Origin of the sequence: Pandoraea faecigallinarum, from assembly GCF_001029105.3 — a bacterium.
Taxonomy (GTDB): Bacteria; Pseudomonadota; Gammaproteobacteria; order Burkholderiales; family Burkholderiaceae; genus Pandoraea; species Pandoraea faecigallinarum.
Genome location: NZ_CP011807.3, coordinates 4,292,255 through 4,312,830, shown reverse-complemented (window position 1 = coordinate 4,312,830; position 20,576 = coordinate 4,292,255). Strand labels below are relative to the sequence as shown.

At 65.8% G+C, this 20,576-nt stretch carries 14 protein-coding genes and 1 pseudogene; 9 read left to right on the top strand and 6 right to left on the bottom strand.

Translation table 11 applies throughout. The features are described from left to right. Nucleotides 1-124: 124 nt before the first annotated feature. From AB870_RS27560 to AB870_RS18915, 4 genes and pseudogenes are all read right to left on the bottom strand, one after another. Nucleotides 125-1,924: pseudogene (locus AB870_RS27560) on the bottom strand (sensor histidine kinase); the annotation flags it as partial. A 266-nt stretch (nucleotides 1,925-2,190) separates the two neighbouring features. Next, nucleotides 2,191-2,979, bottom strand: a complete 789-nt coding sequence (locus AB870_RS18925) for a response regulator transcription factor (protein WP_237170144.1) — start codon at nucleotides 2,977-2,979, stop codon at nucleotides 2,191-2,193. A 444-nt stretch (nucleotides 2,980-3,423) separates the two neighbouring features. Next, complete coding sequence (locus AB870_RS18920) at nucleotides 3,424-4,725, bottom strand: UDP-N-acetylglucosamine 1-carboxyvinyltransferase (protein WP_047905882.1); 1,302 nt, start codon at nucleotides 4,723-4,725, stop codon at nucleotides 3,424-3,426. A 170-nt stretch (nucleotides 4,726-4,895) separates the two neighbouring features. After that, entirely contained in the window at nucleotides 4,896-5,696 is an 801-nt protein-coding gene (locus AB870_RS18915) for a GntR family transcriptional regulator (protein WP_237169988.1), read from the bottom strand. 454 nt (nucleotides 5,697-6,150) lie between these two features. Here AB870_RS18915 and AB870_RS18910 point away from each other — a divergent pair, with 454 nt between their 5' ends. From AB870_RS18910 to AB870_RS18880, 6 genes are all read left to right on the top strand, one after another. Continuing rightward, nucleotides 6,151-6,417 carry a DUF3311 domain-containing protein gene (locus AB870_RS18910; RefSeq protein ID WP_084663879.1) on the top strand — a complete coding sequence of 89 codons (267 nt, stop codon included), beginning with the start codon at nucleotides 6,151-6,153 and terminating at the stop codon, nucleotides 6,415-6,417. Continuing rightward, a complete protein-coding gene (locus tag AB870_RS18905; RefSeq protein WP_047905881.1) occupies nucleotides 6,414-7,889 on the top strand; it encodes a sodium:solute symporter family protein in 1,476 nt (491 codons plus the stop codon). The genes AB870_RS18910 and AB870_RS18905 overlap by 4 nt, the downstream gene beginning before the upstream one ends. Further along, nucleotides 7,886-9,094, top strand: a complete 1,209-nt coding sequence (locus tag AB870_RS18900) for an amidohydrolase family protein (RefSeq protein WP_047905880.1) — start codon at nucleotides 7,886-7,888, stop codon at nucleotides 9,092-9,094. Before AB870_RS18905 ends, AB870_RS18900 begins: the two co-directional genes overlap by 4 nt. Beyond that, on the top strand, nucleotides 9,091-10,389 hold the full coding sequence (locus tag AB870_RS18895) for a cyanate transporter (RefSeq protein WP_064674871.1): 1,299 nt from the start codon (nucleotides 9,091-9,093) through the stop codon (nucleotides 10,387-10,389). The genes AB870_RS18900 and AB870_RS18895 overlap by 4 nt, the downstream gene beginning before the upstream one ends. 353 nt (nucleotides 10,390-10,742) lie before the next feature. Then, nucleotides 10,743-11,531, top strand: coding sequence for an alpha/beta hydrolase family protein (locus tag AB870_RS18885; protein WP_047905878.1), 789 nt, complete (start codon nucleotides 10,743-10,745; stop codon nucleotides 11,529-11,531). Between the two features lie 7 nt (nucleotides 11,532-11,538). Next, nucleotides 11,539-13,080 (top strand): MATE family efflux transporter, encoded by a 1,542-nt coding sequence (locus tag AB870_RS18880; RefSeq protein ID WP_084663877.1) that lies wholly within the window; start codon nucleotides 11,539-11,541, stop codon nucleotides 13,078-13,080. A gap of 26 nt (nucleotides 13,081-13,106) precedes the next feature. On the opposite strand, the gene AB870_RS18875 is transcribed toward AB870_RS18880, so the two are convergent. Further along, entirely contained in the window at nucleotides 13,107-13,994 is an 888-nt protein-coding gene (locus tag AB870_RS18875; protein ID WP_047905877.1) for a LysR family transcriptional regulator, read from the bottom strand. 173 nt (nucleotides 13,995-14,167) lie between these two features. Here AB870_RS18875 and AB870_RS18870 point away from each other — a divergent pair, with 173 nt between their 5' ends. The 3 genes from AB870_RS18870 to mdoH all read left to right on the top strand — a co-directional run bounded on the left by AB870_RS18870 (nucleotide 14,168) and on the right by mdoH (nucleotide 19,370). After that, on the top strand, nucleotides 14,168-14,818 hold the full coding sequence (locus AB870_RS18870; RefSeq protein WP_047905876.1) for a LysE family translocator: 651 nt from the start codon (nucleotides 14,168-14,170) through the stop codon (nucleotides 14,816-14,818). 356 nt (nucleotides 14,819-15,174) lie between these two features. Next, nucleotides 15,175-16,728 (top strand): glucan biosynthesis protein G, encoded by a 1,554-nt coding sequence (locus AB870_RS18865; protein ID WP_053059436.1) that lies wholly within the window; start codon nucleotides 15,175-15,177, stop codon nucleotides 16,726-16,728. Between the two features lie 215 nt (nucleotides 16,729-16,943). Further along, on the top strand, nucleotides 16,944-19,370 hold the full coding sequence (mdoH, locus tag AB870_RS18860; RefSeq protein ID WP_418304014.1) for a glucans biosynthesis glucosyltransferase MdoH: 2,427 nt from the start codon (nucleotides 16,944-16,946) through the stop codon (nucleotides 19,368-19,370). 87 nt (nucleotides 19,371-19,457) lie between these two features. Here the strand turns inward: mdoH and AB870_RS18855 are convergent, their stop codons facing one another. Then, nucleotides 19,458-20,225: a peptidoglycan DD-metalloendopeptidase family protein gene (locus AB870_RS18855; RefSeq protein ID WP_047908420.1), complete on the bottom strand. Its 768-nt coding sequence runs from the start codon at nucleotides 20,223-20,225 to the stop codon at nucleotides 19,458-19,460. Between the last annotated feature and the right edge of the window lie 351 nt (nucleotides 20,226-20,576).

The window sequence follows — 20,576 nt, the reverse complement described above, 5'->3', positions numbered from 1 at the left end:
GCGGCGGCAACGCGTGCGTGGCGCCGGCGAACGATTGCGGCACGAGATCGGCCTCGCGGGCCACGCGCACCGGTAACGCGAACGTCACCCGTGTGCCGACGTCCAGCGTGCTGTCGATGGCGATCGCGCCGTCCATGCGCTCGATCCACTGTTTGACGATGGCGAGTCCGAGGCCCACGCCCGGCAGGCGCCGAGCGCGGTCGAACCGGGCGAACGGCTCGAATACGCGCGGCAGATCGTCTTGCGCGATGCCGCAGCCGGAATCCTCCACGCCGAAGCGCAGGTGCACGATGTCCGCATGCGTGGCGTCCGGCGTGGCGGACAACGACAGCGTGATCGCACCGTCCGAGGTGTACTTCGCGGCGTTGTCCAGCAGATTGCCGAGCACCTGACGCACGCGCTTGGCGTCGAATGCGAGCAGCGGCGGGAGCGGCGTGCGCACGTCGAGCAGAAAGGCGTTGTCGTGCTTGCGCGCGAGACTCATGCCTTCGTGCGCCATGCCGTCGATGAACGCGTGCGTGTACACGGGAGCGACATGCAGGGTGTCGGCCGCCCCCCCGCCCGCGTATTCGATCAGATCGTTGACCATCGCGAGCATGTGATGCGCGCTGCGGCGGATGATGCGGCCCCGGTCGGCGTCTTCGCGACCGCCGGACTGCACGAGATCGGCAAAGCCGATGATCGACGTGAGCGGCGTTCGCAGATCGTGGCTGATGCGCGCGAGGAAGTCGCTCTTCGCGCTGTTCGCTTCGTCGGCGGCGATGAGCGCGGCTTGCAGTTCGCGCGTGCGGGTGTCCACCGCATTCGCCAGACGCGCCTGCTCTTCACGACGCGTTTGCAGCAACTCGCGCTGCGCGGCGCGCTGTTCGCGCACCAACTCGCGCGAGCGTCCGGCCACAATGATCGTCAGCATGAGCAGCACGGAGATGTTCGTGCTCCAGCCCATCGCCGTATTGGCCAGCCAGTCCTCCGGCAGCAGACCGTTGATGATCGCCAGGCGCCAGAAGAGCACGAGGCAGCCTGGCGAAAACGACAGCAGGCTCAGGCGTGCATTGGTGAAGCCGCGTCGCCAGCCGTCGATCAGCGAGACGACCCACACGACGTTGAAGACCGTGAGCAACTGCAGATGCGTGAAGGCGGCCACGCGGTGATCGCCGAACAGCACCCATAGCGTCATGAAGCCCATGAGCCCGACCATCGCACGGTATGTCCAGCGCCACAGCGCCACGCTCGACAGGCCCGAGAAAATCATCAGCATCGCGCTGAAGAACCCGGCCGTCAGTGTCGAGAAGAAACTCGGCGCGCGCACGATGAACTCGCCCCCCTGCGGCAGCAGGTAGCGATACAGGAACCCCTGAAACGCCATGTCCTGCGCCACCTGCGTGACGGTCGTGAGCGCCAGCAGCACGAAAACGGGATCGCGGCGTGCAACGCCCAGCACGAACGCATACAGGCCGATGGAGATCATCGAGCCGGCAAGCAGCATGGCAATCATCGCGTTATGCGACTCCGCCATGCGGAAGTCGTCCGGACGCCACATCTGCGGCACGAGGCTCACGATCGAGCGTGTCTGCACGCGCACGAGGAACGTCAGACGCTCGCCCGGCGCGAGCGTGATCGGAAAGACGGCGGTTTCGGACGCGACCGGATGTTGCGCGAGCGGCACCGTATGGCCAGAGCGCCAACTGACGGCGGGCTGCGCCGCGCCGGCCGGCATGGCGAAGAAGCGCACGTCTTCCAGTCGCACGATGCCGATGCTCAGCCAGCGCGTGAGCGCCGTGGCGCCGGGGTTCGCAACGCTGCCCGTGAGCCAGAACGCCGAGCGGCTGTAGCCGGCGTTGAGCGTGCTTGCAGCGACCTCGTGCCAACCCGGCGCGGCGAGCGCCTGCGCGGCGTCGAGGCGCTGTGTCGGATCTTCGAGCATGCGCAGCTGCGTGCCCAGATCGAGAGGCGAGGGCGCGCTGGCGAGATCGATGGGCGAGGTCGATGAGGTGGAAAGTCCGGTGGACGGCACCGGGGCGGCGACGCCAGCTGCAGCCGGCAACGCCGCTGCAACAAGGCCGATCAGTGCGGTCAGGGCGATCATCGCAATCCGTGCGACCGGCCCTCGCAGCGCGGGTGCGACAGCCGCGCGCCAGATGGCGCCGGTCCGGCGCAGTGCGTGCACCGTCGGGCCCGATGAGCCATCGGTCATGGCGTATCCGAAATGGGCGAGGTGGGCGAGGTGGGTGAGGTGGGCGACGTAGGCTGCATGCCCGAGTGGTCTCGGGGGAGATCCGGCGACGCCCCCTGCTCGCGAAAGCCGCTGGGCGGCATGCCGAAGCGCTCGCGAAAGGCCGTAGCGAAATTGGCGGCGCTGGCGAAGCCGACGGCCCCGGCGATGTCCCGCACGTCGAGCGACGTCTCCGAGAGCAGGCGTCGCGCTTCCTTCATGCGTTCTTCGCGAAGAAAGTCGAACACCGTCACGCCGACACAGCGCCGGAACGCAAGATTGAGACGGCGGGTGTTCGTGCCGACCGCGCTCGCCAGTCCGGCGAGTTCGGGCGTCGTGCTCAACTGGTCGAGCAGCAGCGCACGCGTGGCGCGAAACAGTACGGCGTCGAGCGTATGCGCCTGCACGGGCAGCGGGGCGAGCTTGTTGCCGTCGCCCGGCGCGCTCGCTTTCAGATGGATGGAAAGACGCAGCCGCACTTCTTCGAAGTCGTAGGGCTTGGTGACATAGTCGACGGCGCCTGCCGTGAGCCCGGCCACGCGTTCGCCGGGCAGGGCGGCGGCGGTCAGAAAGATGAGCGGGATGTGGCGGGTGCCGGGGTCCGCCTTGAGCAGGCGGCACGCGCCGAGGCCGTCGCAGACCGGCATGCGGATGTCCATCAGGATCAGGTCGGGCTGTACCGTGCGCGCCTTGGTGTAGCCGTCGCGCCCGTCTTGCGCGATATAGACCCGGCAGCCTTGCTGGCTGAGGAAGTCCATGAGCAGCATACGGTCTTCCTGATTGTCGTCGACCACAAGCACGCGCACACCCGATAACTGACGGGCATGCGGCGACGCGGGCCATGCGCCGGCCGGACCGGGAGATGTCGTGGCGGGGGCGGCAAACGACTGCGGGGGCAGGTAACGATCGCTCATGATGGTCGCCATTCTTTCACATTCCCCCGGCGGTGCCGCGTCGAACCGGTGCGAATGCCGGCATGCGGGAAATAATTTACCGTCGGGCAAACACCGGATGCCGTCGGGCAAAGGCGAGGACCTCGCTCGCCGGGCCGGCTCGGGTAAGGTCAACCGTCGGGTTCGCCGCGGCGACGACCGGCGCGTGGGCGATCGGGGGGTCGTTCGCCGCTGGCGCGTACCGCAACGCGAGCCCGGCCCCCCCCGGGGGGGGCCGCCGGGGTACGGCTTCGGCGGGGCTGCCTCGGCCCGGGTGGCTTACTCCGGCGTCGTCCAGACGACGTTCGCGCCGACCGAGCACAGGTTTTCGACGAAGTGCGGATGCGCGCGGCGGATCGGCTGCGCGTTCTTGATGGTCGACTGGCCGTCGATGCTGGCGGCCACCATCAGCAAGGCGATCGCCACGCGGATGATGTACGGGCTCTCGACCACTGCGGGCGAGAGCGGCACGCCGCCGAACGTAATCAGACGATGCGGATCGGACTGGAACACGTGCGCGCCGAACTTCGACAGTTCCGTCGACCAGCCCATGGCGCCGTCATATACCTTGTTCCAGAACATGGCGCTGCCCTCGGCTTTCACACCCAGCGCGATGAAGATCGGCAACAGGTCCACCGGGAAATACGGCCACGGTGCGGCTTCCACCTTCGTCAGAATGTTCTGCGTGAACGGCGTTTGCACCTTGAGCTTGCCCTGCGCGGTCGCCGTCGACCAGCCGTCGCGGTGTTCGACCTTGACGCCGAACTTCGCGAAGGTGCGGTCGATCAGCGGGAATTGCTCGGGCGCCGAGTTCTTGACCGTGATCTCGCCGCCGGTGATCGCGCCGAGCGCCAGGAATGTCGTGATTTCGTGGAAGTCTTCGGCGAAGCGGAATTCGCCACCGCCGAAGCGCTCGACCCCTTCGATGGCGAGCTGCGACGTGCCCACGCCTTCGATCGGCACGCCGAGCATCTGCATGAAGCGGCAAAACTCCTGCACATGCGGCTCCGATGCGGCGTTGTTCAACTGCGAACGCCCGTTGGCGGTCGCCGCGCACAGCACGAAGTTCTCCGTGGTGGTCACCGAGGCGTAATCCAGCCAGTGGTGGATGGCGGGGCGCGCTTCGTCGGCATGGATCAGCAAGGAGCCGGAAGTGCGCTCGACACGTCCGCCGAAATGGCGCAGCACTTCGATGTGGGGATCGATCTCGCGCACGCCGAGGGTGCAGCCCTTGATGTTGTCTTCGATGCGCGCAACACCGAAGCGCGCGAGCAGCGGCGGCACCAGCATGATCGATGAGCGCATCTCTTCGGGCAGATGGTCGGTGCGCGGGTCGAACTTCGTGTTCAGGTGATGTACGTCGAGAATGCCCGCGTCGAAGTCGACGCTCACGTCGCTGCCGAGTTGCCGGAAGATGTCGAGGATCTTGCGAACGTCGGTGATCTCGGGCACCCCGACGAGGCGCACGGGCTGATCGGTCAGCAGCGTGGCGCACAGCACCGGGAGAACGGCATTCTTGTTGGCGGAGGGGGTGATGCGGCCGCGCAGCGGCTGGCCGCCGTGGACTACCAGATGGGACATGGGCTTCCTTCGGGCTTCGTGCGTCGTAACAGCTTGGCAGGCGCGTCGTCGCGGCCCTGGCGAGGCTTCTTGAAGTCTTCTCGCGGGCGTTGGAACGGCACGTGCCAAACGGGGGCAAAAATGGCAGACGGGCCGCTGACCCGTCGCGATCACGCGCAATATACCCCGATTTAGGTCGCCGCACCGGCAAAGGCTTCGGCAAAGATCGCACGGAAGTCCGGCGTCTCTGCCGCGGCCGCGCGCGTGAGCACCCGCGTTTCGAGTTCGTCGAGATGAGCGGTGGCCAGCGCGATGGCGGCCTGCGTCTTGCCGTCGCGCAACTGGCCGACGAGCCGGGCGTGTTCGGTCGGTGCGCAATGCATGAATTCCGCCGGGTCGTACAGCGCCTTGTATAGCTCCGTCTTGGCGACCAGTTGCCGCGCGAATGCATCGAGTTCGGCGCTGCCGGCCATGCCGATCAATACCAGATGGAATTCCCCCGCGAGGCGAATCGAGCGCTCGTGCGTGCCGTCGGCGTGGGAGCGGACTTCGGTCGCGACATGGGCGTCGAGCGCCGCGAGTTGCGCTTCGCCGAGGTTGCCGCACAGGCTCGCGATCACGCCGGTTTCCAGCACGCGACGCGCGCGATACGTCTGACGGATGTCGTCGAGCGAGGGTTTCGGCACGAACGCGCCGCGGTTCGGTTCGAGCACCAGCTTGCCTTCGAAGCCGAGTCGTGCGAGCACCTTGCGCACCGCTCCGCGCGTGCAATCGAAAGCCTGTGCGAGATTCCGCTCGCGCAACGGCATGCCCGGGCGCAACTTGCCCGAGAGCAACGCTTGCGAGATTGCCGCATAGACCCGTGCCTCGATCTGCTGTCCGGCGTTGCCCGGTGCGTCGTCGCCTGCGGGCGCGGGGCCGGCGTGAGGGGCGTCTTCCGGCATGCCCGTTGCCGGCGGCAGGGGCGAGGGCGGTGCGGCGGTGCGGCTCAAGCCTGATCTCCTTGGCGTTCGCGTTTCGAGGGGGACGCGGCGGGTGTCGCGAATGTCGCGGCGGGTGTCGCGGGTGTGGCGGGCATCCCGGGTCTGGGGCGAATTGTACCCGCGACGCGGCGTGTTCCTCTCTCGCACCCTCCCCGCACCACCTTTTCTCAATGTCGATCGTCCATCCGCCCGGCTCCCTCTCGGAAACCCTCGGTTTCTTGCCGTTTCCTCGTTTCGGCCCAACGCGACCTTGCATTTCGGCAAATCGTTACCGATAATGGTCAACAAAAATGGTTAACCATTTTGTAGTATTTGGTTGATGATATGTCAAATTCAACCGGCATGTCAGCCCACCGGATGCCCCGTGAAATGGCCGAAGCCATCGGGCCGTCGGGCTGCGCAAAACGGGTCATCGCTGCCCCCGTGCGCCCGTGCCTATGAATCCCTTGGGTCTGGAGACATCATGAAACCTGTGCATTGTCTGGCCGCGCTCCCCGTCGCGGCCTTTTACAGCGGCGGCTGGCTCGCCGAACACGTGGGTACCCGGCTCGCCGGTCTGCCTTTTCTGATGACGTGGAACATTGCCTGGCTGCTGCTCACGTCGGTGGTCATGGTGGTGATGTTCCGGTTCGACGGTTCGCGCGATGCCGCTCGCGCCCCGGCGGCGGCCAACGCCGCCAATGCCGCCAATGCCGCCAACACCGCCGATCGCGACGGAGCCGCATCATGAACGCCGCACTCGCTGTCATTGCGGCGTTTCTCGCCTTTGCGCTGTTCGTCGGGATCCGCGCGCGCCGCGGGCGCACGATGAGCCTCGAACAATGGGCTGTGGGCGGCCGCGGCTTCGGCACGCTGCTCGTGTTTCTGCTCATGGCCGGGGAAGCGTTTTCGACTTTCACGTTTCTGGGCGCGAGCGGCTGGGCATACAGCAAGGGACCGCCCGCGTTCTACATCCTTGCGTACGGCGCACTCGCGTATCTGCTCGGTTACTGGATGCTGCCCGCCGCGTGGCGTCATGCGACGAAGCACAACTGCGTGTCGTTCTCCGACTTTTTCGCAACGGCGTACCGCTCGCGAGCGCTGGGCGTGGTGGTATCGGTGGTGGCGGTGCTGGGCATGAGCGCCTTGCTCATCATTCAGTTGCGCGGCCTGGGCATCATCGTGTCAGAGGCGTCGTACGGCACGATTGCCCCGGCCGTGGCGATCTGGTGCTCGGCGATTGCGATGGTGCTCTACATTACGGTGTCGGGCATCCACGGATCGGCGAGCATCGCGATCTACAAGGACATTCTGATTCTCGTGATCGCTGTGTTCCTCGGCATCTATCTGCCGCTGCATTACTTCGGCGGGTTCGGTGAGATGTTCGACAGGATCGAAGCGGCGCGACCGGGATTCCTGGAAATGCCGGCGAGCGGCCTGACACTGTCCTGGTACAACTCGACGATTCTGCTCACGTCGCTCGGCTACTACCTGTACCCCTACGTCTTCACGTCGGTGTATGCGGCCAGGACCGAGAGCGCGGTGCGCAAGAACACGATCCTGATGCCGCTGTATCAGATGGTCATCGCGTTCATGTTCTTCGTCGGCTTCGCGGCGATCCTGCAAGTGCCGGGGCTGGCCGGTGCAGACTCCGATCTGGCGCTGTTGCGCATCGTCAAGCAGACGTTCTCGCCGTGGTTCGTCGGGGTGATCGGCGGGGTTGGGGTGTTGACCGCGCTCGTGCCGGGTTCGATGATTCTGCTCAATGCGTCGACGCTGATCGCAAAGAACATCTACCGCGACGGGTTCGCGCCGCACGCGAGCGAGGCGTTCGTCGGCAAGCTGGCCAAGCGCATCCTGCCGGTGTTCGGTCTGGTTGCGGTGTTTTTCGTGCTGCGCGGTGGCGCGACGTTCGTTGCGCTGGCACTGTTCGCGTCGAGTCTGCTCACGCAGTTGTTCCCCTCGTTCGTGGCGAGCTTGCTGCCGCGCCCGTTCGGCAACAAATACGGCGCATTCGCCGGCATCGGCGCGGGCGCGCTCGTGTTGCTCGCCGCGGTCGGCTTCGACGTCAACCTGCGCACGTTGTTGCCGGGCGCATCGAATACCGTCGCGTCGATCAACATGGGGCTGGTCGCGCTGGCCGTCAATGCGGCGACGTTCGTGGCGGTGAGCATGCTGACACGCTCGCGTAATGTGCAGCCGGGCATTTTGAGGAAGGTATGACGACACTGGAAATTTGCAACGCACGCACGCTGGACGGCAAGGCCGTGGACGTGCGCGTGGAGCACGGGAAGATTGCTGCCATCGGGTCCTCCTTGCCCGCCTTGGCGGCGTCACCGGCATGCACCGACGGCACCACGCAGCAGATCGACGCGCGCGGCGCATTGCTCATGCCCGGTCTTGTCGAGGCGCACACGCATCTCGACAAGACCACGTGGGGCATGCCCTGGTACGTCAACGAATGCGGCTCGCGACTCATCGACCGCATCGATAACGAACGGACGTGGCGCGCCGCGACCGGGCACGACGCGGGCGAGGCGTCGCTTGCGCTCGGCCGTGCGTTCCTCGCGGCAGGCACTACGCGCTTGCGGACTCACGTCGACATCGACACGGAGGCGGGGCTGCGTCATCTCGATGGCGTGCTCGCCACGCGAGAGACACTCGCCGACACGCTCGACATGCAGATCGTGGCGTTCCCGCAGTCGGGCGTGCTCGACCGTGCGGGCACCGTCGAATGGCTCGACGCATCGCTCGCACGCGGCGCCGACGTGCTCGGCTGGCTCGATCCGTGCGCCATCGACCGCGATCCCCGAGCGTCGCTCGACGCCATGTTTGCGCTGGCCGACAAGCATGGATGTCCCGTCGACATCCACCTGCACGAGCCGGGCGAGATGGGCGTGTTCTCGTTCGAGTTGATGCTCGAACGAATTCTGGCGCTGGGCATGCAGGGCAAGGTCGTGGTGTCGCATGCCTTCTGTCTTGGCGAACTGGACGCGGCGCGCGCCGACGCCTTGCTCGCGCGTCTGGCAGATGCCGGTGTCGCGCTCGTCACCACCGCGCCGCCATCGCGCGTCGTGCCGCCGCTCATGGCCTGCCGTCGCGCGGGCGTGCCGCTGGCCGGCGGCAACGACGGTATTCGCGACACCTGGACGCCCTACGGTTCGCCCGACATGCTGGAGCGCGCCATGATGATCGGCCTGCGCTACAACCTGCGCCGCGACGACGAACTCGATATCGCGCTCGATTGCGTGACGTATCAGGGCGCACGCGCCTGCTGGTTCGAGGACTACGGTCTGCACGTCGGCGCACGCGCCGATCTGGTGCTGGTCGATGCGCTGAATGCGGCGCAGGCGATCGTCACGCGTGCACCGCGCCGCTGGGTGGTCGCAAACGGACGGCTCGTGGTGAGCGAGGGCGTGGCGGTATGACGCTTTGGCTGGCCATCGTGGCCGTCGGGCTGACCTTGCGCCCGACGCTCACGTCGATCGGTCCGTTGTTGCCGCAGATCCGCGAAGCGACGGGGATGACGTATCCCGTCGCGGCGCTGCTCACGTCGCTGCCGGTGTTGGCGATGGGCGCGGGGGCCTTCGCGGCGGGCGGGCTGACGCGTCGCTTCGGCGAGCGGCGCGGCGTGTTGCTCGGGCTCGCGGCGCTCGCATTCGCATGCGGCGTGCGTTTCGTCGCCGGCGACACGGTGACGATGATCGCGACCGCGCTCGCGTCGGGCACCGGTATCGCCATCGTGCAGGCACTGCTGCCCGGCGTGGTCAAGGCGAACTACAGCGCAGCGCGCATGACGTCGATGATGGGGCTGTACTCGGCCGCGCTCATGGGCGGTGGCGGGCTGGGCGCGGCGGTGAGTCCGTGGGCGGCGTCGGAGGCAGGCGATTGGCGTGCCGGCCTGGGGATGTGGCTCGCAGTGGTCGGTGCGGCGGCGTTGGCGTGGTGGCGGGCGCCTTTGGCCCGGGCCGCCGCAGCTGCCGGCGGCGACTTGCGCGTCGCATGTCACGCCGGGGGCACGCATGTCGACGCGAAGGCACCGTCGATGCTGAACTTGCTGCGCAAGCCCCGTGCGTGGACGCTGGCCGTCTACTTCGGTCTCGTCAACTGTACCTACACGGCAATGGTGGCGTGGCTGCCGCCGTTCTATCAGCAGCGTGGCATGAGCGCGACACAAAGTGGGGCGTTGCTCGCCGGACTGACGGCGTGTCAGGTCGTTGCGGCGCTGATGTTGCCGTGGCTTGCGCGTCGCCACGTCGACCGGCGCCGCTGGCTCACGCTGGCTCTCGCGGCGACGCTGGGCGGCCTGACGGGACTGGTTGCCGCCCCGGATGCGGCGCCGTGGTGGTGGATCGGCGGGATCGGCTTCGGACTGGGCGGCACGTTCTCGCTCGGGTTGGTGCTGGCGCTGGATCACCATGCGCAACCGCGTCACGCGGCCGCGCTGGCGGCGTTCATGCAGGGCGTGGGCTTTTGCATCGCGGCGCTGGCGCCGTTCGCGGCGGGTGCCGTCATGGCGCTCACGGGCAGCTTCGTGCCATCGTGGGTCGCACTCATCGTGCTCAACGTCGCGCTGATCGCGCTGACATGGCGGTTCGACCCTCAGGGGTATGCCTCGGCGTTCGATGCAAGGCAAGGCGGCGCCGTGCGCGTTGCGCACGCGACACAGGGAGGAACGATGCTAAATTCATGCGAGCAAGATACGCAATCCGCGCTAAGATGACTCCTCATTTGAGGTCGCAGCGGAGCCTCGTCGCGAGACCGGCGCTCCCGGCCTGACCTGTTCCCTCGGCGGGATCGAACTCGCCCGTTCGGGCCCAGGTTGGCTGCGCGCTGCCGGATACCAGAGGAGAACGGATGCTCGGAAAGTCGCGCAGGGCCGTGGGACGATCGTTCGGGACGTTACTCGTCGCGCTCGGTGCCTGCGGCGCCGGCGCGCCCCTGCTGGCGACGTTCCCCTCCCACGTTTTGGCTGCCGACACTGTCGCGCCGGTCACTTCCGCTGCCTCCTCCTCTTCCAGGCCTTCCGCCGCTTCTACCGCTCCCGGCGCTTCCCCCGAACCGGCGGCGGCCTCCATGGCGACGGGCTCGGATCAGCGCGTGCCGCGCAGCGACGGCGCGTACGCCAGCCTGCATGTCTTTCGTCCGGTGTCCGCCTGCAACGGCGTGGCTGTGCTCAGTCCGGGCGCGGGTGACGACCGCGACGCATTGTCGTGGCTCGGTCGCGCACTCTCGAAGTATGGCTGGCTGACGGTGACGATGGCGCACAAGGAGAGCGGGCGCGATTCGCTGCGCGACCGGGTCCGCACCGGTGGCCTGCGCGACGGTTTGCTTGCGCTCACTACGGATCCCGAATCGTATGACGACCGCCTCGAAGATGCCGGTGCGGCGTTGCGTTGGGCGCGGGGGCAATGCCATGCCGGCCCGGCAGTCCTGGCCGGGCATTCCATGGGCGCGGCCACCGTCATGATCGAGGCGGGGGCGAAGAACAGGCTGGGCGTCGATGGCGGCGATCGTTTCGACGGCTACATCGCCCTCTCTCCGCAGGGCAAGGGGCCGATCTTTCCGGCCGGCGCGTGGCACGATATCCGCAAGCCCATGCTGCTCGTGACCGGCACGCGCGACGAGCCGATCGACGGTAAGTGGCAGTCACGCATCGAGCCGTTCGCCGACATGCCGCCGGGGTGTCACTGGCTGGCGGTGGTCGATGGTGCGACGCATTTCAACTTTGCGGGCTTCGGTTACGGCCACGGCGATATCGAGGCCAAGGTGCTGCCGCTGATCCAGCGCTTTCTCGATAACGTCCGCGGGCATCGATGTACCGTGCCCACGCCGGCGTCCGGCGTGAAGTTCGATACCAAATAGGGCGGACATGGCCGAACAGGACCTCACGCGCGGACCCATCGGCAAGACCCTGTTCTGGTTCTCGCTGCCGGTGCTCGGCAGTAACGTTCTTCAGTCGCTCAATGCGTCGATCAACGCCATGTGGATCGGCCATTACCTTGGCGAATCGGCGCTGACGGCAGCGTCCAATGCCAACATTCCGCTGTTCTTTCTGCTCGGTGTCGTGTTCGGCATCAGCATGGCCAACACCATTCTCATCGGCCAGTCCATCGGGGCGAAGAACCATGTCCTCACGCAACGCATCGTCGGGACGAGCGCGACGTTCTTCATCCTCATGTCCGTTGCCGTCTCGGTTTTCGGCTACGTCTTCACGCCGGAACTGCTGGGCGCGCTCGGCACGCCGGGCGATGCGCGCGAGTTCGCCATCGCGTATCTGCGCATCATCTTCGTGGCGTTGCCGGTGATGTACTTCTATAACTTCGTCATGATGGCGCTGCGGGGAGCGGGGGATGCGCGCACGCCGTTCCGCTTCATGCTGCTGTCGGCGGGACTCGACGTGGCGCTCAATCCGTTGCTCATCTTCGGATGGGGGCCGATCCCGCCGTTCGGCATCGCCGGCTCCGCAGGCGCCACGCTCGTCGCGCAGACCCTGAGCCTCGCGGCACTGATGTACACGTTGTACCGGCGTCGCGATCCGCTGTGGCTCACGCGCAAGGACTGGAAGTACCTGCGTATCGATATGGGGCTGTTGCGGTTGATCGTCGTGAAGGGCCTGCCGATGGGGTTGCAGATGGTCGTGATCTCGTCGTCGGCCATGGTCATGATGGGCTTCGTGAACGGTTACGGATCGCGGACCACCGCGGCTTATGGTGTGGCGTCGCAGTTGTGGACGTACGTGCAAATGCCGGCGTTGGCGATTGGCGCCGGCGTGTCGTCCATGACCGCGCAGAACGTCGGGGCGGGCCTGTGGGACCGCGTCTCGCGCATCGGGCGCGTGGGCGTGGGGCTGAACTTCGTCATGACCGGCGCACTCGTCGTCGCCATTCTGCTGTTCAACCGGCAATTCATGAATGCCTTCTTGCCGGGCGACGGTTACGCGATTTCCGTCGCGCAGCACATCAACGCGGTGGTCGCGTGGTCGTTCGTGCTGTTCGGCGTGACCATCGTCTTGTTCGGCGTCGTGCGTGCCACCGGGGCGGTGACCGCGCCGCTCGTCATCCTGTTCGTCTCGCAGTGGGTGATCCGGTTGCCGTGCGCCTGGCAGATGCAGAAAACGTGGGGCGCCGAGGCGATCTGGTGGAGTTTCCCGCTCGGGTTCGCGGTGTCGCTCGTCATGGCGTTGAGCTATTACAAGTGGGGCAACTGGCGGGGCGCGCGGATGTTGCCGAAAGGCCCGCCTGCCGTCGCACAAACCGAAGATGCCGCGAGCGCCGCGGCAGGACCGGCACCCGTGCCGGTGCCGCCTTCGACGTTCGCGGACTCACCGTCGGATTCGCAGTCCGCATCCCGGCCTGCTTCCCGGTCCGCCGACGCTGCGCCCGGTACTTCGCGTGGCGACCCGCGCACGTGAGCAGCGAACGGCGTAAGGCGATTTCGCTACGTGTTTGCGATCCACGGCGCCGCGGCTTGCGCCAGCGCCTCGCGTAGCCGCTCCAGCAGGGCATGTTTGGCCGGATCGGCGGCGAAGGGTTCGCGCGAGAGCGCGACATAGCCCGAGCCGTCGCGCACAAATCCGTAGGGCGCGACGAGGCGTCCGGCGTCGAGTTCGTCGCTCACCATATAGACCGAGCCGATGGCGGCCCCCAGTCCGGCCCCGGCTGCCTGCAAGCTCAGATAGAAGTGTTCGAACAGAGGCGTCGTCCCATTCGTCTCGAAGGGCGGCAGCGTTCGCGCGGCGGCGCGCATGGCCCGTTGCCAGTCGTGCCAGGCGTTGGGGCGCGTGCGCGTGCCGAGGGTGGTGAGGCGAGGCGTGTCGAAGGCGGCGGGAAGGCCGACGGGGCCGATCCATTCGTGCGCGAGAGGTTCGGCTGCGAGCGCGTGACCCCAGAAGAAGTCGTTGCGCCGGATGGCGACATCGACACCGGTGGTATCGAAGTCGAGCGGTCCGCCGGCGGAGTGCAGGTGCAGCGCGATGCCGGGGTGAAGGTGAGCGAAGGCACCGAGCCGCGGAATGAGCCACCGCATGGCGAGGGTGGGTTCGCACGAGACGACGAGTGTAACGGTGGCAGCGGGCGGGTGGAGGCAGGCGACAGTCGCGGCGAGTTGTTCGAACATTTGCCGCGTGGTGGCATGCAGTCGAATCCCCGCGGGGGTGAGAAAGACGGCACGGTTGCGACGCTCGAAAAGAGGAAGTCCAAGGGCAAGTTCGAGGGTGCGGATTTGCCGGCTGACGGCGCCGTGGGTGACGAACAGGCGGTCGGCGGCGCGGGCGAAGCTGAGTTCGCTGGCGGCGACGTCGAAGACGTGGAGGGCGTTCAGAGGCATGGCGGGTCTCATTCGTGAGAAATTATCACGGATATCGCGTCGAAACCATCGTTTTTCTTCGAGAAAAAGGCAAAGCAAAATACGGGAAACGAGGGTACGGGTTCCATCGGTGCCGACTATGAAACCACGCCGGACGCCATGAAAGTGCGTGGGCGAATCAGTGAGAATTCATCATGCAAGAGATGTTGGCGGTCATGACGATTACCGTGTTGGCGGTGATCAGTCCGGGGGCCGATTTCGCGATGGTCACGCGTGAGAGCTGGCGCCACGGAAGGCGTGCGGGGTTATGGGCGGCGTGGGGAATTGCAGCGGGAGTGCAGGTCCACGTGGCGTACACGTTGGTGGGTGTGGGGCTGCTCATCGCGCAACTGCCGTGGTTGTTCATGGCCATCAAGTGGACCGGAGCGGTGTATCTGATTTACATCGGCTGGCGGACGTTGGGAGATCGATCCCCGGTGGCGGATGTGATGCAAGCGTCGACGGTGCCGGACGCCGCGCAACCGGCACGCAAACCCGCCCAATGGCGCGAGGCGGCGCAAGCCTTTCGTACCGGCTTTTTCACCAATGCGTTGAACCCGAAGTGCACGTTGTTCGTGGTGAGCACGTTCACGCAAGTCGTCCAACCCGGCACGGGATGGACGCTTGGGCTGGCGTATGGAGCGTTCATGTCCTTTGCGCATTGGGCGTGGTTCAGCCTGGTGGCGCTGGGATTCTCGGCGGGATGGATGCGTGCGGCCATGCTGCACCGGCAGCATCTGGTCAGGCGTACGATTGGCGGCGCGCTGATGACGCTGGGGGGACTGCTTGCCGTGACGAGCCGATAGCCCGCGGGCAGGGCAGACGCATCGGGGAGCGAGGGCGCGTTCGGGCCCATCGGCATGAAAGCGCAATGAATGGCCGGAAAATGGCGCGGGACTGTCGTAAAAATGGCAAAAAATCGACAGAAAAGGCGATGAAATTCTCTCCAATGCCTTTCGAATGACCCGTTAGTCACAAATAGTCACAAATTTGTGACTCGGCGGAAGCACCGTCACAGCAGACGATTGGGGTAATGTGAGCACCCGCTTTGAAGGTTTTGCCGATGCATCTTTAGTCAATCGGTGAATGAACGGGTAAAATTGCGCGTTCGGCGCACGCTGGCTACGGTCAGCACGCGCGTTACATGCCCTTCCCACTGCCGATGGAATTCCTGCCCAACGCGGTTTCCCGCATGATTTCCCACCGTGCCCTGCGCCTGGCGATCGCCAGTGTGCTCAGTGTTTGCGCGCTCGTCTCGGGGGCAGCGCATGCTTTTTCGTTCGACGACGTCGCCAGACAAGCCCGTACGCTCGCAAACAGCCGATACAAGCCCAAGGATCCGAATCTCCCCAAAGAGCTTCAGAATCTTACGTACGACCGCTACCGCAACATCCGCTTCAAGCCGGAAAAGGCGCTCTGGCGCGCGCAGAAGCTGCCGTTCGAACTGATGTTCTTCCACGAAGGTTCGTACTACGACCGCCCCGTGAAGATCAACGAACTGGCGGGCAACAGCGTGCGCGAAATCCGCTACAGCCCGGACATGTTCGACTTCGGTGCCCTCAAGGTCGACCCGAAACAATTGCGTGGCCTCGGCTTCGCAGGCTTCCGTATCCACTTCCCGGTGAATACGCCGAAGTACAAGGACGAAGTCATGGTGTTCCTCGGCGCGAGCTACTTCCGCGCGCTGGGTAAGAACCAGACCTACGGCCTGTCCGCTCGCGGTCTGGCCCTCGACACCGCGCTGAACTCCGGCGAAGAGTTTCCGCGCTTCACCGAATTCTGGATTCAGCGTCCGGCGCCCGGTGCGAAGGAACTCGTCATCTACGCGCTGCTCGACTCGCCGCGTGCGACCGGTGCGTATCGCTTCACGCTGCGTCCGGGCGTGGACACCACCGTCGACGTGAAATCCGAATTGTTCCTGCGCGAGAACGTTACCAAGCTCGGTATCGCACCGCTCACCAGCATGTTCTTCTTCGGCGAAAACCAGCAGGCGCCCGCTCCCGACTACCGCCCCGAAGTGCATGACTCCGACGGCCTGTCGATACAGTCCGGGACGGGCGAATGGATCTGGCGTCCGCTGGTCAATCCCAAGCGTCTGCTCGTGTCGTCGTTCTCGTTGTCCAATCCCGGTGGCTTCGGGCTGGTGCAGCGCGACCGGGACTTCAACAATTACCAGGACCTCGAAGACCATTATGAGTCGCGTCCGAGCGCCTGGGTGGAACCGAAGGGCAAGTGGGGACAAGGCCGCGTAGAGTTGGTGCAGATTCCCACGCCGGATGAGACCAATGACAACATCGTCGCCTATTGGGTGCCCGATGCGCCGCCGAAGCCGAAGCAGGCCTATTCGCTCGAATACCGGCTCACGTGGCAAAAAGACAATGAGAAGCGCCCGCCGCTGGCGTGGGTGACGCAAAGCCGCCGGGGACACGGCTACCGGGGAAAACCAGACGACAGTCTGCTGTTCGCCCTGGATTTCGAGGGCCCGGCGCTCAAGAAACTGCCGGACGACGCCAAGGTCGAAGGCAATGTGTCCATCGACGGCAACGGCAAGATCCTCGAAGTGCAGACGCAGCGCAATGACGTCACGGGAGGCTATCGCGTCATGCTTCGCATGCGCCGCCTCGATTCCGAGAAACCCGTCGAAATGCGCGCTTACCTGCGCAACGGCAGTAACACCTTATCCGAAACGTGGAGCTACCTGTTACCCCCCGAGTGAGCGACCGCTCCGACATTCCGGTCGACGAACTTTACGTCGACCGGTTGCCCCTGCCCGCCGAGAAACGTCGTGCCCTGCTCGCGCAGGCCAGGCGTGACGGCGGCGATGCGCTCGACGTCCTCACGCGCTTGCAGCGCCTGCTCGCACGCGCGACCCATGTCGCCGGCGATGGCGCGCCCTCGGCCAACGATGGTCCTTCGACGCCCGAGAGCACCGTGGCGACAGCCGTTCAGGCTGCCGGTGTGGCAGACGCGCCGACCGAAAGCACCGGCGCTGCCACTGCGGTGGCGACGGCGGCTTGGCACGCCCACGACCTCGCCGAGATCGAATCCGGCAGCGACGCGGTACTCGCGTCGCAACCGGTGCGTCTCGCGCTCACCGAAGGCGGCTCGCTGGCCGCGGCGGCCGGGCTCAACGAGGTGCGCGGTGTGCAGACCTTGCGTGTTGCACCGCCGGTGCGCCGCACGTCGCTCATTCCGCGTGCGTGGTCGCTCAATCCGCTCGCACGTCTGTGGCGCAAGCTCGCCGGCCGCAAGGACCCCGACCCGCTCGTGCGCGACGCGCCCGATCCCAAGGGCAAGTGGTCGCAAGCGGGACGCCGCCGCCGCTGGATGCTGCTCGCGCTGATGATTGCGCAAACGGCTCTCGCCACGCACTTCATGGCGTCCGTGCTGCCGTATCACGGCGCCGATCCGCTCGAGTTCTCCGTCCTGGTGCTCTTCGTGCTGCTCTTCGGCTGGGTCTCCGCCGGATTCTGGACGGCCATCTTCGGCTTCTTCGTCCTGCTCTTCGGCGGCGAGCGTCACATGATCTCGAAGATGGCGGCGGGCGATGCGCCCATTGCGCCCGATGCGCGCACGGCCATCGTCATGCCGATCTGCAACGAAGATGTGGGGCGCGTGTTCGCCGGTTTGCGTGCGACGTATGAATCGCTTGCCAAGACCGATTCGCTCGAACGCTTCGACTTCTTCATCCTGTCCGATTCCAACGAGGCCGATAACTGTACCGCCGAGGTCGACGCGTGGCAGGCGCTGTGCCGCGAAGTCGGCGGCTTCGGGCGCATCTTCTATCGCCGCCGTCAGCGTCGCGTGAAGCGCAAGAGCGGCAACCTCGACGACTTCTGCCGCCGCTGGGGCAGCAATTACCGTTACATGATCGTGCTCGACGCGGACAGTGTCATGAGCGGCGAATGCCTGACCAAGCTGGTGCGCATGATGGAATCTCATCCGAGCGCCGGCCTGATCCAGACGGCGCCGCTCGCGGCCGGTCGCGAGACCTTCTACGCGCGTCTGCAACAGTTCGCGGGACGCGTCTACGGACCGCTCTTCACCGCTGGCCTGCATTACTGGCAACTTGGCGAATCGCACTACTGGGGGCATAACGCCATCATCCGTCTGAAGCCGTTCATGGAGCACTGCGCGCTCGCGCCGTTGCCTGGCAAGGGCGCGATGTCGGGGGCGATTCTCTCGCACGACTTCGTCGAGGCGGCGCTGATGCGTCGCGCGGGCTGGGGCGTGTGGATCGCCTACGATCTGCCGGGAAGCTATGAAGAGATGCCGCCGAACCTGCTCGACGAACTCAAGCGCGACCGGCGCTGGTGTCAGGGCAACCTGATGAACTTCCGCCTGTTCCTCGCGGAAGGCATGCATCCGGTGCACCGCGCGGTGTTCGTCACGGGCGCGATGGCTTACGTGTCCGCCCCGCTGTGGTTCATCTTCCTGATTCTCTCGACGTGCCTGCTCGCCAAGCACACGCTTGTCGTGCCGGAGTATTTCACCGCGCCGCGTCAGTTGTTTCCGGTGTGGCCGGAGTGGCATCCGGAGCGTGCGCTCGCGCTGTTCTCGGCTACCGCCACGCTGCTCTTCCTGCCAAAGATACTGGCCGTGCTGCTGATCTGGGTGAAGGGCGCGAAACGCTTCGGCGGCTGGTTCGCCGTGAGCGTCAGCATGTTCATCGAGATGGTGTTCTCGGCCGTGCTCGCGCCGGTGCGTATGCTGTTCCACACGCAGTTCGTGCTGGCAGCGCTCACGGGCATCGCGATCCAGTGGAAGTCGCCCCCTCGCGAAGATGCCGAAACGCACTGGGGCGAAGCCATTCGCCGTCACGGTTTGCACACGTTGATCGGCATGGGCTGGGGCGGTGTCGTGTATTGGCTCAACCCGGACTTCATCTGGTGGCTGATGCCGATCGTCGGCTCGATGATGATCTCGATTCCGGTGTCGGTCTTCTCCAGCCGGGTCTCGCTCGGCCGCGGTCTGAAACGCGCTCGCCTGTTCCTCATTCCCGAGGAATCATGGCCGCCGAAGGAACTGCGCATGACGGACAAGTACACGAGCGAGACGGGCAAACATGTCGATTTCGTCGATGCCGTGGTCGATCCGATGGCCAATGCACTCGTGGCGTCGAGCGTGAAGCCGACGCTCGACGACGCAAAGCGCGACGCGCTGCGTGCCGGTCGTGTGGAGACGGCGCTGCTGCGAGGTCCGACCCGTCTGACCAACACGCAGAAGTGGGAACTGCTCAACGACCCACGTGCCCTGGCGGCGCTGCATCTGCTCGCGTGGACCGATCCGCGCGCGCATCCGGAATGGTGTGAAGCGCGTGCCAACGGCCTGTCGCAAGGGTATCTCGCGTCGGCGTGACAGCGTTTCGGTTCGCGAACGAGAAAAACGGCAAGGCGTCGCCCTGCCGTTTTTTATGGTGCGTAGGTCGCTCCGCCCACGTGTCGTTCAGCGCGGCGGCAGGAAGTCGCTTGGATTGAACGGGGTGCCTTTCTGACGGACTTCGAAGTGCAGCTTCACGACGCCGTGCGAGTCGGTGTCTCCCATGCGGGCGATCGTCTGGCCCTTCGCGACGGCAGCCCCTTCCTTGACCAGCAACTCGCGGTTGTGAGCGTATGCGGTGAGATAGCCGTTTTCGTGCTGGATCATCACGAGGTTGCCGTAGCCGCGCAAGCCGTTGCCGGCGTACACGACCTTTCCGGCGGCGGCGGCATAGATCGGATCCCCAGACTTGCCGCCGATATCGATCCCCTTGTTGCTGCTGCCGTTGTAGTTCGCGAGGACGTTGCCCGTTGCGGGCCATGTCATCGGAATCTTGTTGGTGGCTGTGCGGGGCGCCGCCGGCGCAGGCGCGGGCTTCGAGGCGGGTTTCGACGGTCTTGCCTGTGCACGGGGGCGTGCCGGCGGCGTGGTGCCGCCGGACGATGCCACCGTGGCGGGCGCGCTGGCCGAGCCGGGCGGCGGTACCACGCGCAGCACTTGTCCGACCTCGATCCTGTCGGCGTCGGGCAAACTGTTCCAGCGCACGAGATCGGCCGTGCTGACGCTGTTGGCGCGGGCAATACCGTACAGGGTGTCACCAGACTGCACGCGATAGCTGCCCGCCGGCACCGGGCCGTACGCCGGCGATCCGGCGCAGCCGGCGAGCGTGGCGCAAACGGCCAGACCGATCAGATGAGCGCGGCACCGGGCAAGCCAATGCGACTGGCCGGACATGCGAACTTCGGTTTGCGATCGCAGGGATCGCGCGAGGCGATAAGGCTCCATCCGTGAGCAGACAGGAAAACTTGAGGGTAAAGACCCGCTAACGGTCGCAAATCGTGCCGGCCGGTGGGCACTTTGCAGGCCTGTGCGTCGAATAGGGGAAAAACGTCGGAAAACGGTTTCGGACAGCACAAAACTCGGGCCGGACGCGCGACAACGGCATGGACGCGGGACAAAACGCCCATTGTACAGGCAGCGATGGCCGGTCGGACATGGAATGAGCGCCCAAATTCCCCGTTATTTGCGGAAATTGTTACTTATTTTGCGGTATTTCCCCTGTTGACAAGCGTCGACGCGACACGT

Coding starts and splice junctions, on each gene's coding strand:
- AB870_RS18900 (WP_047905880.1), top strand. CDS start 7,886: ATGACGACACTGGAAATTTGCAACGCACGCACGCTGGACGGCAAGGCC.
- AB870_RS18895 (WP_064674871.1), top strand. CDS start 9,091: ATGACGCTTTGGCTGGCCATCGTGGCCGTCGGGCTGACCTTGCGCCCG.
- AB870_RS18870 (WP_047905876.1), top strand. CDS start 14,168: ATGCAAGAGATGTTGGCGGTCATGACGATTACCGTGTTGGCGGTGATC.
- AB870_RS18920 (WP_047905882.1), bottom strand. CDS start 4,725: ATGTCCCATCTGGTAGTCCACGGCGGCCAGCCGCTGCGCGGCCGCATC.
- AB870_RS18905 (WP_047905881.1), top strand. CDS start 6,414: ATGAACGCCGCACTCGCTGTCATTGCGGCGTTTCTCGCCTTTGCGCTG.
- AB870_RS18925 (WP_237170144.1), bottom strand. CDS start 2,979: ATGCTGCTCATGGACTTCCTCAGCCAGCAAGGCTGCCGGGTCTATATC.
- AB870_RS18910 (WP_084663879.1), top strand. CDS start 6,151: ATGAAACCTGTGCATTGTCTGGCCGCGCTCCCCGTCGCGGCCTTTTAC.
- AB870_RS18865 (WP_053059436.1), top strand. CDS start 15,175: ATGGAATTCCTGCCCAACGCGGTTTCCCGCATGATTTCCCACCGTGCC.
- AB870_RS18875 (WP_047905877.1), bottom strand. CDS start 13,994: ATGCCTCTGAACGCCCTCCACGTCTTCGACGTCGCCGCCAGCGAACTC.
- AB870_RS18855 (WP_047908420.1), bottom strand. CDS start 20,225: ATGTCCGGCCAGTCGCATTGGCTTGCCCGGTGCCGCGCTCATCTGATC.
- AB870_RS18885 (WP_047905878.1), top strand. CDS start 10,743: ATGGCGACGGGCTCGGATCAGCGCGTGCCGCGCAGCGACGGCGCGTAC.
- AB870_RS18880 (WP_084663877.1), top strand. CDS start 11,539: ATGGCCGAACAGGACCTCACGCGCGGACCCATCGGCAAGACCCTGTTC.